The 25,436-nt window shown below is 40.8% G+C and carries 22 protein-coding genes; 10 read left to right on the top strand and 12 right to left on the bottom strand.

Translation table 11 applies throughout. From position 1 onward, the window contains the following. Positions 1-84: 84 nt before the first annotated feature. Complete coding sequence (locus tag FW757_RS06355) at positions 85-1,527, top strand: aminotransferase-like domain-containing protein (protein ID WP_446440997.1); 1,443 nt, start codon at positions 85-87, stop codon at positions 1,525-1,527. Positions 1,528-1,610: 83 nt separating this feature from the next. Here FW757_RS06355 and FW757_RS06350 read toward each other — a convergent pair whose 3' ends face one another. Further along, complete coding sequence (locus FW757_RS06350) at positions 1,611-2,408, bottom strand: YggN family protein (protein ID WP_145240021.1); 798 nt, start codon at positions 2,406-2,408, stop codon at positions 1,611-1,613. Positions 2,409-2,815: 407 nt separating this feature from the next. On the opposite strand from FW757_RS06350, the gene FW757_RS06345 reads away from it, so the two are divergent. After that, positions 2,816-3,004 (top strand): PA3496 family putative envelope integrity protein, encoded by a 189-nt coding sequence (locus tag FW757_RS06345; protein ID WP_145240019.1) that lies wholly within the window; start codon positions 2,816-2,818, stop codon positions 3,002-3,004. Between the two features lie 49 nt (positions 3,005-3,053). Here the strand turns inward: FW757_RS06345 and FW757_RS06340 are convergent, their stop codons facing one another. Together FW757_RS06340 and FW757_RS06335 are read right to left on the bottom strand one after the other, a co-directional pair. Further along, positions 3,054-3,545, bottom strand: coding sequence for a glutathione peroxidase (locus tag FW757_RS06340; RefSeq protein ID WP_446440996.1), 492 nt, complete (start codon positions 3,543-3,545; stop codon positions 3,054-3,056). A gap of 95 nt (positions 3,546-3,640) precedes the next feature. Next, positions 3,641-4,513 (bottom strand): LysR family transcriptional regulator, encoded by an 873-nt coding sequence (locus tag FW757_RS06335; RefSeq protein WP_149982204.1) that lies wholly within the window; start codon positions 4,511-4,513, stop codon positions 3,641-3,643. 173 nt (positions 4,514-4,686) lie between these two features. On the opposite strand from FW757_RS06335, the gene FW757_RS06330 reads away from it, so the two are divergent. Further along, positions 4,687-5,841 carry an iron-containing alcohol dehydrogenase gene (locus FW757_RS06330; RefSeq protein WP_149982203.1) on the top strand — a complete coding sequence of 385 codons (1,155 nt, stop codon included), beginning with the start codon at positions 4,687-4,689 and terminating at the stop codon, positions 5,839-5,841. A gap of 27 nt (positions 5,842-5,868) precedes the next feature. On the opposite strand, the gene FW757_RS06325 is transcribed toward FW757_RS06330, so the two are convergent. Beyond that, the gene (locus tag FW757_RS06325) at positions 5,869-6,168 is read right to left on the bottom strand and encodes an AzlD domain-containing protein (protein WP_149982202.1); all 300 of its coding nucleotides are present in this window, start codon (positions 6,166-6,168) and stop codon (positions 5,869-5,871) included. Beyond that, complete coding sequence (locus FW757_RS06320) at positions 6,168-6,872, bottom strand: AzlC family ABC transporter permease (RefSeq protein WP_446440995.1); 705 nt, start codon at positions 6,870-6,872, stop codon at positions 6,168-6,170. The genes FW757_RS06325 and FW757_RS06320 overlap by 1 nt, the downstream gene beginning before the upstream one ends. Before the next feature lie 123 nt (positions 6,873-6,995). On the opposite strand from FW757_RS06320, the gene FW757_RS06315 reads away from it, so the two are divergent. Beyond that, positions 6,996-7,652, top strand: a complete 657-nt coding sequence (locus FW757_RS06315) for a cytochrome b/b6 domain-containing protein (protein WP_182717488.1) — start codon at positions 6,996-6,998, stop codon at positions 7,650-7,652. Positions 7,653-7,720: 68 nt separating this feature from the next. Here the strand turns inward: FW757_RS06315 and FW757_RS06310 are convergent, their stop codons facing one another. Together FW757_RS06310 and FW757_RS06305 are read right to left on the bottom strand one after the other, a co-directional pair. After that, positions 7,721-8,173: a c-type cytochrome gene (locus FW757_RS06310; RefSeq protein ID WP_149982199.1), complete on the bottom strand. Its 453-nt coding sequence runs from the start codon at positions 8,171-8,173 to the stop codon at positions 7,721-7,723. Between the two features lie 125 nt (positions 8,174-8,298). Next, the gene (locus tag FW757_RS06305; RefSeq protein ID WP_145240002.1) at positions 8,299-8,769 is read right to left on the bottom strand and encodes a DUF2721 domain-containing protein; all 471 of its coding nucleotides are present in this window, start codon (positions 8,767-8,769) and stop codon (positions 8,299-8,301) included. A 248-nt stretch (positions 8,770-9,017) separates the two neighbouring features. Here FW757_RS06305 and FW757_RS06300 point away from each other — a divergent pair, with 248 nt between their 5' ends. The 5 genes from FW757_RS06300 to FW757_RS06280 all read left to right on the top strand — a co-directional run bounded on the left by FW757_RS06300 (position 9,018) and on the right by FW757_RS06280 (position 21,078). After that, the gene (locus FW757_RS06300) at positions 9,018-13,073 is read left to right on the top strand and encodes a S8 family serine peptidase (RefSeq protein WP_182717487.1); all 4,056 of its coding nucleotides are present in this window, start codon (positions 9,018-9,020) and stop codon (positions 13,071-13,073) included. A 204-nt stretch (positions 13,074-13,277) separates the two neighbouring features. Next, the gene (locus FW757_RS06295; RefSeq protein ID WP_446440994.1) at positions 13,278-17,669 is read left to right on the top strand and encodes a S8 family serine peptidase; all 4,392 of its coding nucleotides are present in this window, start codon (positions 13,278-13,280) and stop codon (positions 17,667-17,669) included. 170 nt (positions 17,670-17,839) lie between these two features. Beyond that, the gene (locus tag FW757_RS06290; protein WP_182717485.1) at positions 17,840-20,020 is read left to right on the top strand and encodes a S9 family peptidase; all 2,181 of its coding nucleotides are present in this window, start codon (positions 17,840-17,842) and stop codon (positions 20,018-20,020) included. Positions 20,021-20,205: 185 nt separating this feature from the next. Then, the gene (locus FW757_RS06285; protein WP_182717484.1) at positions 20,206-20,577 is read left to right on the top strand and encodes a DUF4870 domain-containing protein; all 372 of its coding nucleotides are present in this window, start codon (positions 20,206-20,208) and stop codon (positions 20,575-20,577) included. A 66-nt stretch (positions 20,578-20,643) separates the two neighbouring features. Beyond that, positions 20,644-21,078: a YqaA family protein gene (locus tag FW757_RS06280; protein WP_182717483.1), complete on the top strand. Its 435-nt coding sequence runs from the start codon at positions 20,644-20,646 to the stop codon at positions 21,076-21,078. On the opposite strand, the gene folX is transcribed toward FW757_RS06280, so the two are convergent. Genes folX through folM form a run of 3 tightly spaced genes read right to left on the bottom strand, consistent with a single transcriptional unit; the run spans position 21,075 to position 22,732 of the window. Continuing rightward, positions 21,075-21,434 carry a dihydroneopterin triphosphate 2'-epimerase gene (gene folX / locus FW757_RS06275; RefSeq protein ID WP_145239990.1) on the bottom strand — a complete coding sequence of 120 codons (360 nt, stop codon included), beginning with the start codon at positions 21,432-21,434 and terminating at the stop codon, positions 21,075-21,077. The genes FW757_RS06280 and folX overlap by 4 nt on opposite strands. A gap of 4 nt (positions 21,435-21,438) precedes the next feature. Next, positions 21,439-21,993: a GTP cyclohydrolase I FolE gene (gene folE, locus FW757_RS06270; protein ID WP_446440993.1), complete on the bottom strand. Its 555-nt coding sequence runs from the start codon at positions 21,991-21,993 to the stop codon at positions 21,439-21,441. A gap of 19 nt (positions 21,994-22,012) precedes the next feature. Next, positions 22,013-22,732 (bottom strand): dihydromonapterin reductase, encoded by a 720-nt coding sequence (gene folM / locus FW757_RS06265; RefSeq protein WP_182735035.1) that lies wholly within the window; start codon positions 22,730-22,732, stop codon positions 22,013-22,015. Positions 22,733-22,950: 218 nt separating this feature from the next. Here folM and FW757_RS06260 point away from each other — a divergent pair, with 218 nt between their 5' ends. After that, on the top strand, positions 22,951-23,847 hold the full coding sequence (locus FW757_RS06260) for a sulfite exporter TauE/SafE family protein (protein ID WP_182783425.1): 897 nt from the start codon (positions 22,951-22,953) through the stop codon (positions 23,845-23,847). Here FW757_RS06260 and nadE read toward each other — a convergent pair. Next, entirely contained in the window at positions 23,844-24,680 is an 837-nt protein-coding gene (gene nadE / locus FW757_RS06255; protein ID WP_149982194.1) for an ammonia-dependent NAD(+) synthetase, read from the bottom strand. The genes FW757_RS06260 and nadE overlap by 4 nt on opposite strands. A 110-nt stretch (positions 24,681-24,790) precedes the next feature. Further along, positions 24,791-25,414, bottom strand: coding sequence for a YceH family protein (locus FW757_RS06250; protein ID WP_145239982.1), 624 nt, complete (start codon positions 25,412-25,414; stop codon positions 24,791-24,793). Positions 25,415-25,436 lie beyond the last annotated feature (22 nt).

Below are 25,436 nucleotides of genomic sequence, written 5' to 3'. Positions count from 1 at the left end.
TTTTAAGATACTTCTGTATACTTAACATACACAGAAAACTATAAATGCAACCTATACAGATTGTACGGCTTTAAGGTGTCTACTATGTCGCTGGTGATCAGCAAAACCAACCATGACTTTTTATATCAGCAAGTAATGCAGCTGGTGCGTGAGCTGAGTGAGCAGGGGACACTATTACCAGGCGAAAAACTCCCCTCATTACGTAAAATGGCCACTAAGCTGAATGTCAGTATTCCGACGGTGAAATTGGCTTACCAATCACTTGAGGCACAAGGTTTGGTTGAAGCACGAGAAAAGTCAGGCTATTTTTTAAAAACGGCACATACCCAGTTAGCGCGGCCAAAGCGGGTTAAACTCAATCGTGAGCCAGTTTCGGTCAACATGCAGGTATTAATTGAGCAAGTGTATGATGCAATTCATCAAGCCGATGTCGTACCGTTTGGCATTGCTAATCCTGTTGCTGCCGCTCCAACTGATAAAATGCTACGTCGTACGATGCGCCGGGTTATGTCGATTGCCGGCAGTCGCGCCATAAATTATGGTGCGATGGATGGTTTTGCACCATTGAAAAAGCAGTTAATCCATCGTTATTTAGATTTTGGCATTGGTGTTGACTCGCAAGAACTTGTGATCACCAACGGTGCTCAAGAAGCACTGGCGATCGCGCTAAAATGTGTCACTAAAGTAGGTGATGTGGTGGCGATCGAGTCACCTTGTTATTTTGGTATCATTGAATTGATCGAAAGCCTGGGCCTCAAGGCGCTCGAGATCCCGCTGTGTCCTGATGATGGGATCTGGCTTGATGATCTGAGCCAGGCTTTACATGATCACGATATTAAAGCCTGTGTGTTCTCTACTTCGATCAATAATCCTGTGGGTAGTTTTATGCCTGATCATAAGCGTAAACAATTAGTAGAGTTATTGGAATCTCAAGATGTGGTGCTAATTGAAGATGATGTGTATGGTGATTTACATTTTACCCCGCAGCGTGGTACACCCGCTCAGGCTTACTCAACAAAAGGGTTGGTATTAACCTGTGCATCGTTTTCTAAAACTGCGGCGCCGAGTTATCGTGTTGGCTGGTTGATTGCCGGAAAGTTTGCTGCCAAAGCGCGTCGCTATAAGCGTGCATTGAGTTGTTCTACTTCATTGATCAATCAATGGACGTTATATGAATTTATAGTCAGTGGTGATTATGATCGTAATATAAAACTACTGCGACAGCGTCTACGTTCTAATAAAGAACGAATGATCTGGTGTTTACAACAGGCCTTTCCGAGTACCGCTAGGATCAGCGATCCGCAAGGCGGATGTGTGATCTGGATTGATTTAGGTGCGGCTTACGATAGTGTAAAACTATTTCAACTGGCATTAGAAAGTGGCATTAGCATTACTCCGGGCTATATTTTTTCAGCCACCAATAAATACCGCAGTTGTATTCGACTAAGTTATGGTTTGCCATGGGGTGAAAAAATTGAACAAGCTATTATAAAGCTAGGTGAGTTAGTGCATTTAGCGAAGAAATAGCATGGCATAAAAAAGCAGCACCTTTAAAAAAGAGTGCTGCTAAAGGGATATCAAACTTTTAGCGTTTAGAACCTGAGTTCAAGTTAGTTATTTTGTTTATAACTAAATAATTGGTAGTCTTTCAATTCTGGAACTAGTTTAACTAATTGTTGCTCTTGATCAGCAATGGTTGAAAAATTACCGCACAGTGCATCAGCGCGTTTTTCAAGTTGGTTAGCTTGTTGCTCAACTTTGGCTTCAATTTCAGCCCCCATATTTTCCATGCGTTGTTCAAAGGCTTGCATATCGCCACCAGAGCCCATTAGTTCTGAACCTACAGCCATTAAAATACTACCCATCGATTGCATCATCGCAGCTTGTACAGCGCTTTCTATTTGCTCATCAAATTGGCTTTCAAAGTTTTCGCCAAACTGGCTAAAGCTTTGTTGGCCCATTACAAAAGCGCCTTGTTGGTAAAAGGTGTTTTGTACTTCTACCTGAATATCAGCCATTAATTCATTAATGCTATCTAGGCCATCGATATTAAATGCATTGGCGACTTCTTCAATGGCGACCCCGGCAATTTTAACGCCTTCAAGAGCAATGTTCGCGACTTCTGGTAATTGGCTACGCAGACTGTCTGAATAATTACTGATCGCTTGGTGTTGTTGACTGTTGAGTGTCAAAGTTTGGCCATCAATCATTAACTCGCCACTATTTATAAAAGTCATAGTGTGGTTATCAGCTGTAAAAATTTCTAATTCATTTGGCTTAATACGCACATCATTTTTAAATTCAACGTCACATGTGTCGCCGCTAAAAGAAATATTCGTCTCATTATCATTGTGTGCCATTGCCCCTGTGGCAATGAATAAAGAACTTATTAATAGTAATTTTTTCATTTTTATTTCCTGCTAATTTGTTGATTATGACCAGTACGCATTTAACGTATTTAATACTTATCAAGTTTAATGCCAATAATTATTGGCATTTAAAAACAATGGGTTAATTGTTTTTTGCCCTTTTTTAATTGCAGTTAAATGTTATAAAAAAGCCATTTTTTAGTCATTTTGACTAATTTACATTAATACATAAAAGATACTTATCGTTTCGATAAAAAACTCTCACTTTCCAGAACTCAAATTTAGCGCTATTTATTCACAATATCGACATAACACTATTTTAGAATTGCGTTATGGCTTTATTTTGGTGCTTTTTCATACGGTGAAATAGTGCTGAACATTTTTAATTTACCAATGATAGTGATAAAAAATCCTTAATTGGTCTCAAACACTTTATGGAGTGGGTTGTGGGTAAGACATTTAGTTACGATGCGCTAGATGACGATTTTGTTGAAGACGAGTACGAAATGGTCGGGCGTAATCAACACGACAAGAATAAGCAAAAGGTTAAGAAAAAGTTGGAAGACTACCTTGAGCAAAAACGCTTGCGTAAAAACTTGGGCGATGATGACTTAGATGAGTATTTAAACGACTAAGAGATAATTTAAATAAAGAGGCAATTTGCCTCTTTATTGCTTTTAGAGTTTAGATATTACTGCTTTTAAGGGCTTTGATAATAACACCTTCGATTTGCTGCGGTTTGGTAAATGGTGCAAAGCGTTTAATTGCCTCGCCGTCGCGGCCAACTAAAAACTTAGTGAAATTCCATTTTATTTTGCGAGTTAAAAATCCAGGTAAGGCTGATTTTAAATGCCTGAATACGGGGTGGGCGTTTTCGCCATTAACATCAATTTTGCTCATCATCACAAAATCAACACCGTAGTTAATTAAACAACCTTGCGCTATTTCTTTTGCGCCGCCAGGCTCTTGTTTGCCGAATTGATTGCACGGAAAACCAATAATTACTAACCCTTGATCAGCGTATTTTGCATGTAATTGTTGTAAACCTTCGTACTGTGGAGTGAAGCCACATTTACTGGCAGTGTTGACAATTAACACAACTTTGCCTGCGAAATCTGAAAAATCAATGCTTTGGCCTTGCAGATTGCTGGCTGAAAGTTGATAGAAGTCGTTCATGTTGCTCTCTTGTTATTGTTGTTTGTTAAATTCTATCCTGAGTTGTGACAGACATACAGCTTAAATTATCATCATATTGCATAGACCATTTTATTTTAACTTGCATGATTAAAGCTTGTGAGTAAATGTTCAATCAATAATCGCACTCTGTACGGCATTAAATCTTTACGTGGATACACTAACCAAGAGGCATTGTCTGTTACCTGAAACTCATCAAGTAAGGTAATTAGTTGCCCGTTTTCAATATACTTATCAACAATATCAGTGGCTAAATGGGCAATGCCTAAGCCTGCTAATGTCGCAGATAATAGTGCGCGCGGATGGTTACTGCGCCAGTTGCCGGCAACTTTTACCTCTTTAATATCGCCGGCAAAATTAAATCGCCAACGTTTCCCCATGGCAATTAAGCAATTATGAGCGGTTAATTGTTGAGGCGTAGTTGGGGTTGGGTGATGTGCTAAATATTCTGGACTGGCAACGAGAGTCATGATTCGCGGGCTAAGTGGTCGTGCAATTAAGTTAGAGTCTTGCATGCGGCCAAAACGGATCGCTAAATCAAAACCTTCTTCAACTAAGTCGACATTACGATTGTTGAAGTCCATATCTACTTCAACCTCAGGGTAGCGTTTTACAAACTCAACAATTTTAGGTGCTACATGACATGCAACAAATTCACCAGCACCAGAAATTCTAATGATCCCTTTGGGTTTACGTTGCTCACCTTGCAGTTGATTATTAGCATCAATTAGCTCTTGTTTAATTGCTTTGAGCTTTACGGCATATTCGCGGCCGGCATCGGTGAGGCTTATTTTTCGGGTAGTACGTTGAAATAGCAATGAGCCTAAGCGGTTTTCAAGTTGCTGTACTTGGCGGCTAATATGTGAAGTTGATACTTCCATGACTTTGGCTGCTTTGGTAAAGCTGCCATGTTCAACCACATGTAAAAATTCATCAAGGCCATGCCACATAATTTAGTTCTCAAATATTAAGTAATTATAGTTTATACCATCTATTGTTGCAGCTGTGCAAAAGTGATTCTCTGAGCTTAGTCTTTAAATTAATGCTTAAATCCCTACAATTAGATGGTCACCAAATTTTAGCTCACACTAAATAATGAGCATCTCTAAGCAATGGAGCAAGCATGTTAAATTTCAGTTTTGCAAACCCAACCAAAATTCATTTCGGCGAACAACAAATCGCTTTAATTAAAAATGAGATCCCTGCAGACGCAAAAGTATTAGTTACTTATGGTGGCGGCAGTATTAAAAGTAATGGCGTCTATGATCAAGTCGTCGATGCGTTAAGTGAACATACGTGGTTTGAGTTTGCCGGTATTGAGCCTAACCCAAGTTATCAAACATGTATGAAAGCCGTTGCTTTGGTTAAAGAAAAGCAAGTTGATTACATTCTTGCAGTTGGTGGTGGTTCAGTCGCTGATGGTAGTAAATTTATTGCCGCAGCAGCTAATTATGACGGCGAGCCATGGGATATTTTATCAAAAGGTGGCGAGATTAAATCTGCTATTGCTCTTGGTGTGGTATTAACGTTACCTGCAACGGGCTCTGAGTCAAACGGCAATAGTGTTGTTTCAAATCTTGACACTCACGAAAAACTTGCATTTGCTAGTCCATTTGTATTGCCAAAATTTGCAGTACTCGACCCTGCAGTGACTTTTTCATTGCCTGAGCGCCAAGTGGCGAACGGTATTGTTGATGCATTTGTGCATACTATGGAGCAGTATTTAACCTACGATGTAGGTGCTAAGCTGCAAGACCGTTTCGCTGAAGGTATTTTAATGACCTTAATCGAAGAGGGCCCTAAAGCGTTCAGTGAGCCTGATAACTATCAAGTACGTGCAAATATTATGTGGTCAGCAACGATGGCATTAAACGGCTTAATTGGAGCGGGTGTACCACAAGATTGGTCCACTCATATGTTGGGCCATGAAATGACTGCGATGTATGGCCTTGACCACGCGCAAACGCTTGCGATTGTATTACCTCGTATGATGGCTGAGCAAACAGAAACTAAGCGCGGTAAAATCTTACAGTACGCAGAACGCGTTTTAGGATTAGATATCAGTGATGAAGATGCAGCAATTGAACAAGCAATTAATGCAACTGAAGCGTTTTTTCACAGTGTGAATATGCCAACGCGTTTAAGTGATTATAACTTAGGCGAAGAAGTCGCTGATAAAATTGTTGAGCAACTTGAACGCCACGGTATGACGGCTATTGGCGAACGTGGTCAGGTCACTCTAGATAAAAGCCGTGCTATTTTATTAGCCAGCGTTTAAAGCTACTTTTAGCGCATTACTAATGTGCTAATTTAAGATCAAAAATAAACCCATACCAACCAGTGTTGTGTAGTAAATGTTGTGCGTTTTATACGCGACAATAATGGCTGCTATTGCCGCACTGAGGTATGGGTTTTGCCAATCTAAATTTATTCCCTCATCTGTTACAAACACAATAGGTACCCAAATCGCGGTAAGTACCGCCGGTGCGCTAAAACTTAGAAACTGCTGCATTTTCGGGCCAACTTTAAATGGTAGGTCACGATGTAAAAATAAGTAACGGGTAAAAAAGGTAATACACGCCATAAGTAAAATAGTGCTCATCATCAGTTATGCTCCAATTTATCTTGGATACGGCTAATAAGGTAACCGATAGTCATCGCCGATAGTGCCGCAGCTACTAACCATAGTTCAACCCCCTGGCTTTTTAAAACGGTAGCGACAACACCAGCGCTTACAACCGTTGCCAATGTAGCGAGATTTTTAATACCAGGAATTACTAATGCAATAAAAGTTGCAGCAATAGCAAAGTCTAAGCCTAAATTAGTGAGATCAGGTAGCAGACTGCCCGCTACGATGCCAATTAATGTCCACAAGTTCCAAGTAATATAAAAGCTAAAGCCGGCACTGAGCGCGAAGATCAAGCGAGTTTTAGTTCGATAAGCTTTGCGATGATGGGAAAACGCAAACAGCTCATCAGTGAGTACAAAGCTTACCGGTAAGCGCCAACGTAGCGACTGATCAATTACTTTATGACGCACCGCTAAGCCGTATAAAAAGTGCCGTGAGCTAATTATGAAGGTGGTGAATAAAATAGTTAATAAAGGCGTATTGCCAGCCATTAGCTCTATAGCGACTAGTTGGGCGGAACCGGCAAACACTAATAATGACATGGCTTGGGTTTCAAATGCGCTAAAGCCATTTTGAATTGCCAGTGAACCACATAAAATCCCCCAAGGGATCACTGCTAAACACAGTGGTAGCATATCTAAAAAGCCTTTTAGGAGTGCGCGTTTGGTGCTAAGTGTCATTAATATTATTCATTACGGTAATTAATGCCCTTAGTCTGCCATAGATCAATTAACCCTGAACAGCAAAGATGCTAAATTAACAAAAGTTTGAAATAATAAGCTTTTACGCAAAAGAGGTTAAGCATGCATAAAATTAAAGTATGGGATGGGTTTATTCGCAGTTTCCATTGGTTGTTAGTTATTGCAATTGCGGCGCTGTATTTTAGTGCTGAAGAAGGCATGATGGAATTACACTTTGTGGCTGGCTTTTTCACCTTAGCGCTACTAGTAACACGCCTTATTTGGGGCTTGATTGGTAGCAAAACAGCTAAGTTAAGTGCATTGTTTCATTTACCTAGCGCAGCACTAAAATCATTTAAACAAACAGATAATAAACCTGGCCATGGCGCAGCGGGCAGCTACATGGTGTTGGCATTTTTTATTTTATTACTGGCGCAGTTAGTAAGCGGCTTAATGACCACTGATGACATTTTGACAGATGGCCCATTAGTGCAGTATGTATCAAGTAATGTAGTTGAATGGGCCGGCTGGGTGCATCATAAAAACTTTGATTTATTGTTGTACGCGATTATTCTCCATATTGTGGCAATTGTAATTTATCGCATTAAAGGCAAAAATTTAGTCAAAGCAATGGTTACGGGCTATGCCGCTGAAAAAAATAATGATAGTAATGAAGAGCTAACAAAATCACCGTGGACTGCGATAATTATTTTTGTCGTTGTATTTGCGGCATTACTGATGACATGGGGCGCAGAACCTGTGGCTTACTTGTTTAGTTAAACGGTTCAACAGATCAAAAACGGCGCTAATTAAGCGCCGTTTTAGTTTTAAGATGATCGCATTAAAGATTAGTCTTTAAATGATGTGTGGCAATCTTTACAGCCTTTAGCCCATGGGCCAAATGCTTTAGCAATTACTTTTTTATCACCTGTTTGCGCGGCAACGGCTAGTTCATCAGCATATTGTTGGAATGCTACCGCTTTTTTCATAAAGGTTTCGTTATCGCTCCAAATAGCAGGTAATGCAGATGTTTCGCCTTTATCACTGCCTGCAACGAATGCTTCCCATGGCATTTTTGATAATGCAGCGGCATTATTTGCACGGTGCTTAAAACGCTCAGCATCAAAAGGTACTTTGCCCTTTAGCATGTCACCCATATCACCAATTTGGACACGGATCATTGAAAACGCCGCTTGGCGGTACTCAATGGCGTCACTAGGCTCTTCAAATACAGAGTTTGCTGTTGCACCAAATGTTAGTGCACAAAGTGTTGCACCTAAAAATAATTGCTTTAACTTCATTCCTTTTGCCCCTTATATGTAATTCATTGCTTGTATAGCAGCTGTTGTATATCAGCAAGTCAGATTATTCAAGTGTATTGCGGTTAAACTGAACTGTTATTGAATTATAAAACTAAGATCATGCCTTAATTATTTATATCAATGTCAGCAAAGATCATTCCTCTGCGCATACTACGGGTTGCTAAAAATACTTCACCCAGTAATGACATAAATGCACAAATAAGTAGTGCCATTGCGCCAACAAAACAACTGCCGATGGAAACACCTAAATTAACTGATTGGATATGAGACAAAAATAACAGCATGACCACGGCGCAAACAAGTACCGCACTTAATACACTTAAACTAAAGGCAATATGGATACAGCGAGAGCGTTTCAGCAGTGCTCGTAGCTCGGTTGTTAGCGATGAATTAAACTCTTCATCGGTACTTACCTTTAATTTTCGTTCAAGTTGACGAGCACGGTCGGTAATTCGAGCTAAGCGATTAGATAAAACGCCCAGCGTAGCAGCAATACCAGTAATTAAAAAAACCGGCGCAACGGCTGTTTGGATTACTTTTGCCATTGTTAAAATATTTATAACATCAGAGTTCATTGGTTCCCTTTTAGGTATATTGGTGTGCTTTAGTTCTATTTGTTTACAAACATTTACATTTTCACTTTTCAGTTTTTAAACATTAAAAACAGATGTTTAGTGTTATTTTTTCGGTTTTCTATTTGCCTTTGTAATTTTAATGTAATCGAGTTGTTGTTATTTTGGGTGTTGAAGTTCTATATTAGTCTCGCACTTAATTTATGATCACCAATAAATACAATAATACATAACATATCCTAGGGGAAATCATGTCTAAGAATCTAATAAAAAGAACGGCGGTTGCAACCGCTGTAACAAGTATCTTAGTTACAGGCGCTGTAAATGCAAATACAATAAATAACAGCGTACTTAAGCATACCAGCTACACGCCAGTATCACAGACCGATATTGTAAATAAAAATCAACCATCAGCATACCTTGTTGTTTTAAAAACAAAAACAGCAGCTGATATGATGGAGCAGGGTGTCTACAATGTTTCTGATGCTCGTCAGAGCTATAATCAAGTTGCAACGTTACAAAGCCAAGTTCAAGATAAGCTATTTACCCTTGATAGCAATGTAAAAGTACTTGGTTCAACTAAAATTTTGGCGCCGACGTTAATTGTTCAAGCAAGCCAAGGTGCACTAGATAGAATTGCAAAAGACTCGCGTGTAGAGCGTGTTTTACCTATGTTTGATTACGACCTTCATGTTGCAGCAACTGCTGACTACATCAAAGCGTCACCATTAGTAACAAATGGTACAGTAACAGGTGCAACGCAAACTGTTGCAGTACTAGATACAGGTATTGATTATACTCACAAAATTTTTGGTGGTGAAGGAACTGTTGAAGCTTATGAAGCAGCTCAAGCAGATCCAACTGCAGTGACTTGGCCACAAGGTCAAGTTATGGGTGGTTATGACTTCATGCGTGATGATGCTGATCCAATTGAAAATGATCCAGCTACTCCAACAGAAGAAGATGCAGCAACTAGCCATGGTACATCTGTATCTCACTCTGTCACTGGTATTGCACCAGCGGTGGAGCTATACGTGTATTCAGTGTGTGGCGGTGGTTGTCCAAGTGCAGCACAGGTTTCGGCATTAGAAGCCGCTATGGATCCAAATGGTGATGGTGATTCAGAAGACCGAGTTGATGTAATCAATATGTCTTTAGGTGGAGAGTTTGGTGACACATACATCGGTGGTGGTACGCAGTTTTTAATTCAGCAAGCCGTAGATGCAGGTGTGAACGTTGTTATTTCTGCTGGTAATGATGGTGATAACCCATTCCGCATTGGCGGTCCTTCTACGACGCCAAATGCACTCTCTGTTGGCGCGATGACGCATCCTGCAAATGATGTTGGCGTTGCATCTGGCACAGTTGAAGGTGCAGAGACCACAATTCAGCCGTCAGGTTTTGGTCCACAAACTGCGTTTGTAATGACAGATGCCGATGCTGAAGTTGTTTACCCTGAAGAAAACCAAAATGGCTGCGTGGCATTTTCTGCTGAAACTGACTTTACTGACAAAGCGGTAATTATTGACCGTGGTGCCTGTAATTTCACTCAAAAAGTATTAAGCGCTCAAGATCGTGGTGCTAAGTTTGTATTTGTAGCAAATAATGTTGATGATGGTACGCCTGCGCCAATGGGTGGCTTTGATGCAGCAGTAACAATTCCTAATGTCGGTATTAATTTTGCTGCAGGGGCAGCAATGAAAGCTGCTTTAACAGCCGGTGAAATGCCAACATATAGCATAACGATTGAACGTAAAGTGCTAGCGGGTGCAGTTGCATCGTTCTCATCTCGTGGTCCATCAATGGATGGTTTACTAAAACCTGAAATTACAGCGCCAGGTACTGATATCATGGTAGCGGCAACTGGTACACAAGATCAATTAGCACCCGCAACAGGTACTTCATTTTCAGGTCCGATCACTGCTGGTGCTGTTGCATTAGTTCGTGAAGCGCATCCAGATCGTACTGCACTTGAAATTAAAGCGACAATCATGAATGCGGCTGACTTAAATGTAACCGTAGAGCCGATTAGTACTAACCCAGATTCTCCACTTGCACCAATTAGTTCTATCGGTGCAGGCTTAGTAAATGTTGACAAAGCTGTTAACTTACCTGTTGCGGCATGGGTTGAAGATGAAACATTCAAAACTAAACAAGCGGCGCTATCGTTCGGTTTAGAACGCATGACAGAAACAACCAGCTTTACAAAAACAGTGACGTTGAAAAATTTCTCTGATGCAGACAAAACATATGACCTTCGTATTGAAGAGCGTTATATGAATGATGTGGATACTGGTGCTGTTAGTTTTGATATTCCACGTAGCGTAACTGTTGCGGCAAATACGGTAACAACATTCGATGTAACCATGACAGTTGATCCATCTAAACTGCATAAGTGGACGTTAGAAAACCCATTTAGCCAAGAGGATCTAGCAGCTCGTAGTCCGTCACTGACTATGGCTGAGTTTGATGGTGCGCTGGTATTTGATGATACTTCAACAGCCGACACAGATCATGACTTGCACATTGTTTACCATGCGATACCTAAAGCCGGTGCTGAATTAGCTTTTTCATATGAAGAAGTTAATGGTGTTGGTGAGTTGGTTGTAACCAATGTGGGGGCGACTACGATATTACCAACTGCAGAATCAGTGGTTGCTACAAGTGAAGAGAACCGCGACGCTGACTTTGATATTCTCTCAACTACATTTGCTGCTTATACGTCTGAGACATGTGAGTCAGGTGTGTTCATTACATCTTCAATTCAATTACGAGATGAAATTACCCACATGCGTCAAATCGGTGTTCGTATGAATCTCGATATTGATAATGATGGTGTTTATGATCACTTTATGATGAATATTAATGATGTTGGCCGTGATGCAGCAATACCTGGGCGCAGCCGTACATTAATTGGTGAAATCGATGCCGCAGGTGAGGATGTGTGGCAGTGGGGTACACCGATGTATCATGCTGCTGGTGAAGATACAGTGACCTTCTCTGGATGTAGTAATTTGTTAGGCTTAGATGCAAATATGCTGGGCAGCACAATTAACATTGCAGCTTCAGTTGGTTATCCAAATTATCAAGCCGGTGTGTTCTCTGAAACCGATAGTGTAGTTGGTTCTACTGTGTTTACAGGTAATCCGGTGGTTACTTTGGAATCGACAGAAGACGCTGAAACTAAATTATCTGAACTTGCTCCAGGTCAGAAGGCTGTAATTAGAGCTGATGGTAATTTCGCATTGACCTCAGCTACAGGGACAGATGTATATACTAATTCAGTAACTGGTGTTCCGGCTGTTCCAGCTGTGCCTAATCTCGTTGTAGAAGAGTTTACAATTAATGAAACTGCACTTGATGGTATTACTATTGGTAGACTTAGTTTTGAAGATACTCCAGCACTACGTATAACAAACTTTACTGTTGTGAGTATGTCTGCTCCAGGCTTAATGATTGATGCTGAAACTGGCGATATCATGGTTGAAGATACGAGTATGTTGGATTTTGAGTCTGACATTAAAGAAATCATTTTAACAGTGAAGGCAACTGATTTACTTGGTACTGAATCTGCAGCAGCCGATATTAAAGTAACGATTACCAATGATGCAGATGAGTTACCAGTTGTAGCAAAAGGGCAAAATTTCAGTATTATTGAATCCGCAGCCGAAGGTACAGTGATTGGCATGCTTGATCATAGTTTGTTTGAAAGTGCGGCAACAATGGTTACTGGTGGTACGGTTGCAAACACAAACTTAATTAGTATTAATAATAAGGGTGAGCTAGTTGTCACTGGCAGCCTAAGTTATTATGCAACTCCAACTATGACTCTTGATGTAACAGTAATGGATGACAGCGGCTTAGAGTCTGAGGTTGTGCAAGTTATGTTGAATGTAACCGCCGATCCTAAATCTCATGCCCCAGTCATTGAGGGTGGTCAAAAATTCAGAACTGATGAAAATGTTGCCATTGGTACCGTGTTGGGTCAATTGGTATTCTCAGACCCTGATATGGATATTTCGCCAATTACTCGTTTTATTGTATCTGGAACAACATTAGTTAGTGTTCAGTTAGATGGTTCAATTGTGACTATGGGTGAAATTGACTATGAGTTTGATAAAGAGATTGTTTTCAGTGTTCAAGCTGAAGATAGCAAAGGTTATGTATCGAAAGCGGTAAGTGTTGAGATTGACGTTAACAATCTACGTGCGAACGATGATGACGACAATGATAGCTCTGGTTCGCTAGCGTGGTTAACGCTGCTTGTAGCACCGTTTGCATTTATGCGTCGCCGTAAACAAAAGTAGTAATATAGCCTCTAAAGGCATATAGCTTTAGTTAAAATACCGCCATTGGGCGGTATTTTTTTTGTTTTAAATTTATTGTTATTACCTAAAATGGTTACATTTTTTGTTTCAATGTTGTTTTTTTGTTTCTTGCTGGTGTAGTATTCGGGACTTAATGTTTCTTTTTGGGAGCATTTAATAACAATAATCTCATCAGAGGAATTTATGTCTAACAAGTTAATAACAAAAACAGCCTTATCAATTGCAGTATCATCAGCACTAATGGCGGCATCGGTAAATGCACAAACAGTGCAAGCAGCACACAGTATTACCGCTCTCAATAATTTCTCTACAGCTACATTTAATGAAACCGATGTTAAAGAACAGTTACCATCAGCTCATATGATTGTGCTAAGAGCGACAACCGCTGCCGATCTAATGGCGCAAGGTATTTATCAAATAGGTGACAGCCGTGCAACCATTGCACAAATTGAGCAAGTGCAAAGTGCAGTGACAATTGAACTAAGTAGTCTAGATTTTGGTACAAAAGTAATTGGCCAAACTAAAGTGCTGGCGCCTACTTTGATTGTACAAGCAAGTCCTGAGGCGTTAGAAAAAATTGCCCGTGACTACCGAGTTGAGAAAGTGCTGCCAATGTATGATTATGAATTACATGTCGCCGCATCTGCAGATTATTTAAAAGCTTCACCATTGGTTGCAAATGGGGTTGTAACAGGTAAAGGTCAAACGGTAGCGGTACTGGATACAGGTGTTGACTACACGCACAACGTTTTTGGTGGTGCTGGTACCGTAGAGGCGTATGACGCAGCTCAAGCTGATCCTACTTCTGTAGCTTGGCCGCAAGGCATCGTACATGGTGGCTACGACTTTATTCGTGACGATGCTGATCCAATTGAACATGATCCTGTAGTCGTGATCCCCGATGTTGATGAACCGACCAGTCATGGTACGTCTGTTTCTCACTCTGTTACTGGAATTGCTCCTGAAGTAGAGTTATATGTGTACTCAGTGTGTGGTGGTGGTTGTCCAAGTGCAGCACAAGCATCAGCATTAGAAGCGGCAATGGATCCTAATGGTGATGGCGATATCTCTGACCGCGTAGATGTTATTAATATGTCTTTAGGTGGCGAGTTTGGTGGCACTGAAACTGACGGAGGTACTCAATACTTAATTCAAAAAGCGGTTGATTTAGGTGTAAATGTTGTTATCTCAGCAGGCAATGATGGCGATCATCCTTTTCGTATTGGGGGACCAAGTACCACGCCAAACGCACTTGCAGTTGGTGCGATGACGCATCCAACATTAGATATTGGGATTGCTTCAGGTACCGTGCTTGGAGAAGAGGTTGTTTTTCAAGTTTCAGGTTTTGGTCCGCAAACCGCATTTGCTATGGCAGATACCGATGCTGAACTTGTTTACCCAACCGCAAATCAAAATGGCTGTGAAGCATTTTCAGAAGACACCGATTTTAATAATAAAGCGGTGCTTATAGATCGTGGTGAATGTAATTTCACGAAAAAAGTACTGCATGCACAACAGCGCGGCGCATCGTTTGTATTTATTGCAAATAACGAAGATGACGGTACTCCTGCTTCAATGGGTGGATTTGATGCCACGGTTACTATCCCAAATATTGGCATTACTTATGCTGCCGGGGCAGCGATAAAAGCGGAGCTTAAAGCATCAGGCAAGGCTGCATATAGCTTAGCTGTTGAGCGTAAAGTAACATCAGGTGCTGTGGCAACCTTTTCATCGCGCGGTCCATCAATGGATGGTTTATTAAAACCTGAAATCACAGCGCCAGGTACAAGCATTATGGTTGCAGCAACTGGTACGCAAGATCAACTAGCTCCAGCCTCAGGTACATCCTTTTCAGGACCGATTACTGCCGGTGCGGTTGCGTTAGTACGCGCAGCACACCCACAGCGTAATGCCTTTGAAATTAAAGCAACATTAATGAATACGGCAGATCTAAATGTGACTAATGAGCCGCTTAGCACAAATCCAGATTCTGAATTAGCACCAATTAGTATGATTGGTGCTGGTTTAGTTAACGTTGAAAAAGCGGTTAATCTGCCTGTTGCAGCATGGGTTGATAATACCGAGTTTAAAACTAAACAAGCGGCATTATCGTTTGGCTTAGAAAACTTTACTGGCGTTAGGTCAATCAGCAAAACAGTCACCGTGAAAAATTTCTCGACACAAGAAAAAACCTACAAATTACGGACTGAAGCACGTTACGCAAATGATAAAAACAGCGGTGCAATCAGTTGGGATATTCCAGGCAGCGTAACAATTCCCGCAGGTCAAACTACAGAGTTTGATGTAACGCTAACGGTTGATCCTAGTAAATTGCACGAGTGGAAACTGGAAAACCCATTTGATGCCGAGTCGGTAGCTGCACGAAGCGCCGCATTAACGCTCGCAGAGTTTGACGGCGCCTTAGTGTTTGACGATGTGGATGATACTGATTCAGATTATGCGCTACATGTTGTTTATCATGCGCTACCAAAAGCGGCTAGTGAATTAAGTATTGCTCCGGAAGTGGTTGGTAATGAGATGCAACTTATCGTTGAGAATACCGGGGCAACAACAGTTTCAACAATGACAGAAAATATTGTTGCAACTGGTAAAGTTAAGTCAGCAGCAGAGGCACCGTTCAATATTCTTGCAACGACATTCAATGCAATAGCAGCTGAAGGATGTGAATCTGGTGTATTAGTTACAGCATCGATTCAGTTACGTGATGAGATCACTCATGTATTCCAAGCAGGTTATCGTTTAGATATAGACACCAACAACGATGGTGCCTATGACTTCCTTATGCAGAACTACAATGACCGAGGTCGTAAAACGACTTCGCCAGGGCGTTCACGTACTGTTATTGGTACTATCGATGACGCTGGCGCAGAAACGCTTCGGTTTTTGACACCGTTATATCAATCAGCTGGTGCAGATACCATTACCTTCTCGGTATGTAGCAGCACACTGGGGTTAACACGTGATAATTTAGGTGATCCGTTAAATATTAAGGCATCTGTAGGCTATCCATCTTATGGTGGCGGCGTGTACTTTGAAACAGATAGTCTAGTTGGCGCTACGACCTTTAGTTCTTCAGCGTCAGTGAGTTTAACTGCGGTGGATGGCAGTGATACAGTCGTAAATCAACTTGCGCCAGGTGAAAAAGCGATTGTGAATGCTAGTGCGCCATTTGCTTTTACAGCATCGTCATTACAAGATGTACTGAAATTAGTGACTGCTGAAGACTTAGTGTTACCAAAAACGCAGGCTCCTAAGCTTGCAAATGCATCATTTGATGTTGTTGAAAATGCGGAAAACGGCCATCTCGTTGGCACCTTGAGTGTTGTGGAATCAGATAGAGATTTAGCGATTGCTGAGTTTTATGTGCAATCGCAAACTCATCAAGGCTTTAGTGTTGATAATAAAGGGCAAATTCTTGTATCAAACAGCGAGTTAGTTGATTTTGAAGTTGGTAAGCACATCGCTGAACTAGTCGTTGTTGCCATCGATACTTTGGGAAATACATCAGAGCCTGCTGTTATTACTATTAACATTACCAATGTTGCAGATGAAGCGAGCGAAGTAACCCCAATTATAAATTCTGGCCAAGTATTCTCTGTTGCAGAAAACACCCCAGTAGCTACCGCATTTGCTCAATTAGCTTTCACAGATCCAGATAACAGTTCAATCACTATGTTTACTGTAGCGGGAAGTGATGCAATCACGATTGATAATACGGGGATGCTAACCGTTGCTCAACTACTTAATTTTGAAGAGCAAAGTACTATTACGTTAGAGATAGTCGCAATTGATGAAGATGGTCATCAGTCAGCTGCTGAAATTGTGACGATTAACGTGTTAAATGTCGCTGATGAAGGAGCAGAAGTTGCGCCAATTATCGAAGCCGGGCAAACTTTTAAAGTGCAAGAAAATGCCGTGGTAGGCACTGTGATTGGTCAAATACGTGCTATTGATCCAGATACAGCAGTAACACCAATTGTAAGCTACACAGTGGCAGGTCATAACGGTATTGCAATTGATGAACTTGGCCAAATCACAGTGGTGGGTGACGTTGATTATGATGCAACACCTGAGATAAAGCTGATGGTTAGTGCAACGGATAGTGCTGGTAATCAATCTGCAGCTGTTGAAGTAACAATCACTGTAGCGCAAGACGCATTAGAAAACACGCCAGTTATTGCTGATAAACAACGCTTTAGTGTTGATGAAAATACAGCGCTTGGCACTGTGATTGGTAAACTTAACTTTAGTGATCCAGATGCTGATGTAAGTCCTGTTACTAAGTTTATTGTGTCAGGCACTGACTTAGTCACTGTTAATGCTGCGGGTGAAATTGTTGTTGCAGGTAGTATTGATTATGAATATGAGCGTAACTTTACATTTAGTGTTATCGCTGTTGATAGTGCGGGTAATAACTCTAAAGCTGTTGCTGTTGAAGTACGAGTAAAGAATATTGTGGGCAAAGATGACGATAATAATGACGGTGACAGCGGTTCACTAGCATGGTTAACATTGCTTATTGCACCATTTGCATTTATGCGCCGCCGTAAATAAAAGTAATTGTTTAGTTAGTCATTTTAATTATCAGTGACTAACGAGCAAAGTTAATCAAACAAAGGGAGCTTAGGCTCCCTTTTTACATTGCTTTACAAACTAATATAGGTAATCAACAGCTAGTTAGATATATTGCTAGTAGTGGAATAATAATAACTCTAGGGAATACTATGAAAACACGTCAATCATTTGCGTTAGCGGCTTTGTCGTTAGCTATTTTAGCGGGCTGTAATAAAGCCCCAGAACAAAATAATATAAAATCCGAGGCTGTACAGAGTGAAGCTGCAGTGGTTAATGTAACTGCACCTATAGCCAATAAGATCCCTTTCGAAATGACTATTCATGGTGATACGCGCACCGATAATTACTATTGGATGCGTGACGATGCACGAAAAGATGCAGCTGTCATAGCACACCTTAATGCAGAAAATACCTATACTGATGCGATGCTAAAGCATACTAAAGCTTTACAAACTACTTTGTTTGAAGAGTTAAAAGGGCGCATTCAAAAAGATGATGACTCCGTGCCAACTAAAAGTGGCGATTATTATTATTCATCGCAAACGCGAGGGGATAATGAATACCCGACTTATGTTCGCAGTAGCGATGATAAGGGCACTGATCAACACGTTATATTAGATGTAAATGAGTTGGCAAAAGGCCATGACTATTTCGCGGCAACAGGTTTATCTGTCAGCCCAAATGGTCACTTATTAGCATATGGTGAAGACACGGTAAGTCGACGTATCTACTCTATTTTAGTGAAAGATTTAAAGACCGGTAAATTACTAGAAGATAAGCTCGAAGGGACCGATGGTGATATCGTCTGGGCGAATGATAATAAAACTTTTTATTACATTAAAAAAGACTTACAGACATTGTTAGGTTATCAGGTTTATCGCCATACCTTAGGTACGCCACAAGCACAAGATGAGTTAGTGTACGAAGAGACTAACACAAGTTATTACACTGGCCTTGGTAAGAGTAAAGACAAACAAGAAATTTATATTTGGCATGGCAGTACTAACGCTTCAGGTGTGTCGGTAATTGATGCTAATGACGTCAAGGCGCAGCCAAAGCGCTTAATTGAACGTGAAGAAAACCTAGAATATGATATTGCTAAACTCGGTGATACTTATTACATAGTCACTAACCTTAACGCAGTAAACTTTCAGCTAATGACGGTGGATAAAGATAAAGCGCACGACAAAGCGAATTGGCAAACACTGATCGCCGCGCGTGATGATATTAAGCTTGAAGGCATCGATTTGTTCACTGATCATTTAGTGTATAAAGAGCGTGAAATGGGGCAATCTCGTTTAACGATACGCAACTTAAAGTCGGGTGATGAACAGCAGCTGAGCTTTAATGACAGCAGTTATATGGTCAGAACATATGGTAATAATGAATTAGATAGCGAAAGCTTACGAGTATATTATGCCAGTATGACGACGCCTGGTTCATCGTATGATATCGATTTGAATAGCACAACGAAAACACTGTTAAAACAGCAACAAGTGATCGGTGATTTTAATGCCGATAATTATGCATCGGAGCGACTATTTATTACTGCGCGAGATGGCGTAAAAGTACCGGTGAGTTTAGTTTATCGCAAAGATAAATTCAAAAAAGATGGCACTAATCCATTGTTACAATATGGCTATGGGTCGTATGGGGTAACCATGGATCCAAGTTTTTCTAGTAGTCGTTTGAGTTTACTTGATCGAGGCTTTGTATTTGCTATCGCGCATATTCGTGGCTCGCAGATGCTCGGTCGTCCTTGGTATGAAGATGGCAAGCTACTCAATAAAAAGAATACTTTTAATGACTTTGTTGATGTAACCAAAGGCTTAGTTACCCAGCAGTATGGTGCGCAAGATAAAATATTCGCGATGGGCGGCAGTGCGGGCGGCTTATTAATGGGCGCCGTGGCAAACCAAGCACCAGAGCTTTATCAGGGGATGGTTGCGGCTGTGCCATTTGTTGATGTAGTGACCACTATGTTAGATGCGAGCTTACCATTAACAACCAACGAGTACGGCGAGTGGGGCAACCCAAATGACAAACTATATTATGATTATATGCTGTCTTACTCACCGTACGATCAAGTGAGTAAACAAGCGTATCCAAATATGTTGGTCACCACAGGTTTGCATGATTCTCAAGTGCAATATTTTGAACCAGCAAAATGGGTTGCAAAATTACGTGAGTTTAAAACCGATGATAATAAATTACTGTTTAAAATTGATATGGAAGCAGGCCATGGCGGTGCATCTGGGCGTTTTAAAAGCCTTCAAGATACAGCTCTAAATTATGCATTTATCTTAGATCTAGCTGGTATTAAAAAGTAATAACTGATTTTAGTGTTTTACAATTAAGGCGTGACTTAGGTTACGCCTTAATTTTTTGTCTAAATTAAGTGTTGTGGTTTTGCACACTTGCTCGAGCTTAGCAGTATCGACGACGCTGATTAAAATCTAGACATTAAGACTGAAAAAGGTCAGCATATAGGTATTAACGAAATAAGGAGATGGTAATGGAAGATAATCAACAGGTTGAATCAGTTATAGCGAGTAAAGATGAGCGTATGTGGGCGATGTTATGTCATTTAAGCGCATTAGCCGGATTTATTATACCTATGGGTAGTATCATCGGTCCGCTGATTGTCTGGTTAATAAAAAAAGACGAAATGCCATTAGTGGCTGAACATGGGCGTAAATCGCTTAACTTTCAAATCACTATGTTCATAGCATATATAGTGTGTTTGATTTTGATGTTTGCAGTTATCGGGGTAATTTTATTACCTATAGTCGCTATTTTCTCGTTTATTATGGTGGTGATTGGCGCAATCAAAACTAATGACGGTAAAGAGTTTAACTACCCATTTAGCTTACAATTGATAAAATAAACTACTCTTCATTTTTATCAAACCCAGCAAATGCTGGGTTTTTTATATGCATTAATAAAGGCTTAGATGGCTTATTTAACTCTGTTCTTTACTGCGTTTATTTCGGCAACATTATTGCCAAGCTCATCAGAAGTGGTACTCACAGCAATGGTGACCAAAGGAGAATATTTACTTTGGTTGTTATGGCTCAGTGCCACAGTTGGTAACGTACTAGGTAGTTGCGTTAATTACTGGTTAGGCACGCAAGTCATACGTTTTAAGGATCGGAAATGGTTTCCCGTGTCACAGGCAAGTATCGATAAGGCTGCAGAGCGCTTTGAAAAGTATGGTGTTTATAGCCTGTTGTTGGCATGGCTACCAATTATTGGTGATCCGCTAACAGTTGTAGGAGGCATTTTTAAAGTGCGCTGGTGGACATTTTTATGGCTGGTTACCCTTGGCAAAGGCGCACGTTACTTGCTTGTACTAGCCTTTGCCGTTGGGCTGGATAAGTTGTTTTAAGCTTTACTCCAATCGAGTGTTAGCGATACTGAATCTGCAAAACGCAAAGCGTGAGGTTTATCAACTCGCACTTTTGCATAATTCACGCTGCTATGGCTATGGCAAACACTGAGTATTTCTGCCACTAGTTTTTCAAGCAATAAAAAGTGACCTTGTTCAACAATGCTAATCACTTCTTTGGTGATCACTTTATAATTAAGTGCTTGTTCAACTTGATCCGTTTCACAGGCTTGCTCAGCAGGATAGTGAATTTCTAAATTGATCACTACATCCTGCTTTTTCTCACGTTCATCGGGATTAAAGCCAATAAAAGTGCGCAGCCGTAAGTTAGTTACATGGATAATTGCATTGGCCATAGGATCAGCCTTTTACAAGTTGTAAAAACTCATTGCGGGTTTTTGGATCGGCTCTGAAGTTACCTAGCATTACCGACGTACGCATACTTGAGTTTTGTTTTTCAACCCCACGCATCATCATACACATATGTTTTGCTTCCACTATTACACCAACGCCTTTAGCACCGGTGACTTCTTCAACCGCTTTAGCGATTTGATGAGTCAGTTGTTCTTGAATTTGAAAGCGGCGTGCAAACATATCAACAATACGCGCAAATTTCGATAAACCCAGCACTTTGCCGTTAGGAATATAAGCAATATGACAGCGCCCTACAAATGGTAATAAATGATGTTCACACATCGAATAAAGCTCTATATCTTGAATTAAAACCATGTCATCTGCATCAGAAGTAAATACCGCATTATTGGTAATTTCTTCTAATGTTTGACGATAGCCTTTGGTCAAATATTCCATCGCTTTGGCGGCGCGTTTTGGCGTGTCTAATAGGCCTTCACGTTGTGGATCTTCACCTACAGCAGTAATAATTTCGTGGTAACTATGTTTTAATTGATCGTGCATAAATTTCTCGATTAATCCGTTATTTTAAATGTCTGCCACCATCTACGGGTAAAGAACGTCCCGTGATGTAATGGCTGCTAAGCAATAAATCGACGCTGTTTATAATTTCGCGACAACCGGGCTCGATGCCCATTAATGATTTTTTAAGGGTTTTTTCTCGGTACTCATCGCTATCGTGATCATTAAAAATAATTAATGAAGGGGCGATAGCGTTCACTTTAATATTCGGGGCAAACTTAGCTGCAAATGATTTTGTCATATTTTCTAAGGCGGCTTTACTTGCGGCATATGCGATATGCTTTGGACTTCCTTTTTCAACAACATAATCAGTTAAATGAATGATATCAGCAGGGTGTTGCTGCTGTTGCTGGAAATTTAACAGTAACTCGCTAAGCGCTAAGTTAATTAAGTAAGGTGCTTTAGCATGGATCCGCATCATGTTATCAAATAGCGTACTGCTATCTGGATTATTCGCTTCGCAATCCCAACTCGAGGCATTGTGGATCACCGCCTTTAAGCTATTTGTGTGCAGCTTTAATTGACTGACAAACTCATTAATGCCGTTGTCAGTGCTAAAGTCTGCGTAAACACATACAGCACCATGGTCAGATAATTCATCAATAGCGGGATGGCGAGTTCGGTAAGTAACGATAATAGCTTGCCCTTGGGCTATAAAATGTTTTGCCAGTGCTAAACCAATACGTTGGCCGGCACCTGTTATTAAAATGGGCGATGTCATAACTAAATACAAATCCTTAGGTTTTTTAATGCGATGAGCTGGATTACCATGTGTTTACTAACAACTATAAACTAAATTACAGAACTATTTCATCTTTACTGCAAAGATATTGCACTCATATAACAATCTGTTTGTACGCCGTAACGAACAGTTGCGATCATTTGCTCTGCGATGATTGTCAGGCATAATAATAAAACTTCGATTTATGATCCGTAACTATGCAATCATCACCTAAACCCATCCATAAACTGCGTATGATCCCCTGGTTATTTATTGCTGGCGTGTATTGTTCATTAATTGCTTGGCAAGGCGCAAATGCCGCGCTACAAAGTGTTATCGCAGAGTTTAGCATTGCTGTGACTATGGCTTTTGGGTCTTTTGTTGCTGGTGGCACTGCACTTGGTGGTGGCGCAGTAGCATTTCCTGTGATGACTAAGTTACTGGCAATAGATCCTGTAACGGCAAAAGTATTCTCGTTAGCGATTCAAAGTTTTGGTATGAGTGCGGCCGCATTAACCATTATTTTTACCGGTATTCCATATTATCGCCAAGTGGTATTAATCGCAGCTCCTGCTGCGTTAGTTGGCGTATTACTAAGCCTTACTTTTATTGCCGATCAATTACCAAGACTGGTGGTTAAAGGAGTATTTAGCGTACTTTTAATATGCTTCGCATTAACTCTTTTATGGCGTATTTACTGCAGGGTGCAACATGTATGTAGTCAAACCGATATACACGTTAGTACATTTAAAGTTGCATTAGTTGCTGTTATTGGAGGAGTTGCATCTGGCTTAGTTGGTTCGGGAGCTGACATTGCTATTTTTGCGTTATTGATTATCGCCTGCAACGCTAATATTCAAAAAGCGACTGCAACCTCGGTGATTATCATGGCAATAACGTCTGTGGTGGCAAGCATTGCTAACGTATGGTTCTTCAATAGCTTAAGCAGCGAAATACAGTCGTATTTATTAGCGGCTATTCCAGTGGTCGTAGTTGGAGCACCGTTAGGGGCTTATGTTTGTGCTAAAGTGAAAAGCGGGCAATTAATCACATTTTTCTTATTGTTAATTGCCCTAGAAGTGTCATTTACGGTTTATGAGCTTATGACAGCCTAAAGATCGTCGTAAATGGTTGGAATAGCTTGGCGTTTATGTTGAGTGCGTAGATAAATTGCGATGAGTTTTTCACTTACCTCGTCACTGACTTCTTTGCCTTCTAAAAAGTCATCAATTTGTTCATAGCTTAAACCAAGGGCTTCTTCATCAGTAAGGCCTGGGCGATCACACTCTAGGTCGGCGGTTGGGGCTTTATTAACGAGTAAATCGGGTGCACCTAACTGCTTGGCTAATGCGCGTACTTGGCGTTTTGATAAGCCAAATAATGGCGCTAAGTCGCATGCGCCATCACCAAATTTAGTATAAAAGCCAGTAATGTTCTCGGCGCTATGATCAGTACCAACAACGAGGCCTTGGCACAGTCCGGCAATTTCATATTGCGCGACCATGCGTTGGCGGGCTTTCACATTACCTTTAATAAAATCAATTTGTGCTTGTTCCGGCAGTGCATCACCGCAACCTACTACTGCCGCTAATGCTTGCTCATGCATGCCGTCTGCTGCGGGTTTTATATTCACTGTTAGACGTTTATTTGGTTGAATAAAATCAACAGCCAATTGCGCTTCAGCTTCATCAGCTTGCACACCATACGGTAAGCGAACCGCAATAAATTGATACTTGTCGGTTTGTTGCTGCGCATTTAATTCGTTAACGGCGAGTTGGCATAAGCGACCACAGGTAGATGAATCTACACCGCCACTAATCCCCAGCACTAAAGAGCGTGAATGTGCTGCCACTAAACGGTTTTTTATAAAGTTTACGCGGCGTGTGATCTCGTTGTTGACGTCTATATTTGGCTGGACTTTCATTTCTGCCACTATTTCAGCGCGCATGCTGAGCTCTCCTAATAATATTACTGGTTGTCATGGTTATACCAATTAGCTTAAAAGCATGATCTCTATTTAATGTAATTGGAATTATTATCTAATTCAAAGGGTTTAATTTAAAGCCCTAAATGTAGCTTAATTTTTTGTAATTCAGCTTTTAGCTCATCAATTTCAGCAAGTAACTCATTCAACTCGTCAGCTTTGAGTGCTGGCAATTCAGGTGGTTCTACTGCAACAGCACTTTGTGGATCAGCAAATAAATGGCTGTAACGGCTTTCACGTTTGCCGGGTTCTCGTGGGTGTTTAGTCACATGTTCGGCAGTCATCAAGGCATTTAATGCCGACTCAACTTCAGCAACATTATTAAACTCAGCGAGCCGATTACTGCGGGTTCTTAATTCACCAGGGGTTTGTGGGCCACGTAGCAGCATTAAACAAATAATAGCGCGCTGTTGCTCCGTTAACTGTAAATTACCAAATTCAGTATTGCAAAAGCGATGTGCGAACTTAGTTACGCGTCCAGATAACCCTTCGTCTAATGTAACTAACCGCTGGGAAACTAGCGAGTCTAGCGCCTCTTGTACTTCAGTTTCGCTAAGCGTGAGCACTGGCTCTCGGTTCGATTTTTGATTGCACGCATTGGTCAATGCATTTAGTGACAGCGGGTAATGCTCTGGTGTGGTGCTTTGTTTTTCAAGTAGGCAGCCGATCACACGTTGTTCAATAGCAGTGAGTTGCATAATAAATCCTTCTTTTTGTTAT

It is taken from the genome of Pseudoalteromonas sp. 1181_04, assembly GCF_052850545.1.
The sequence above is the reverse complement of the archived record's forward strand: the minus strand, read 5'-3'. Positions and strand labels throughout refer to the sequence as shown.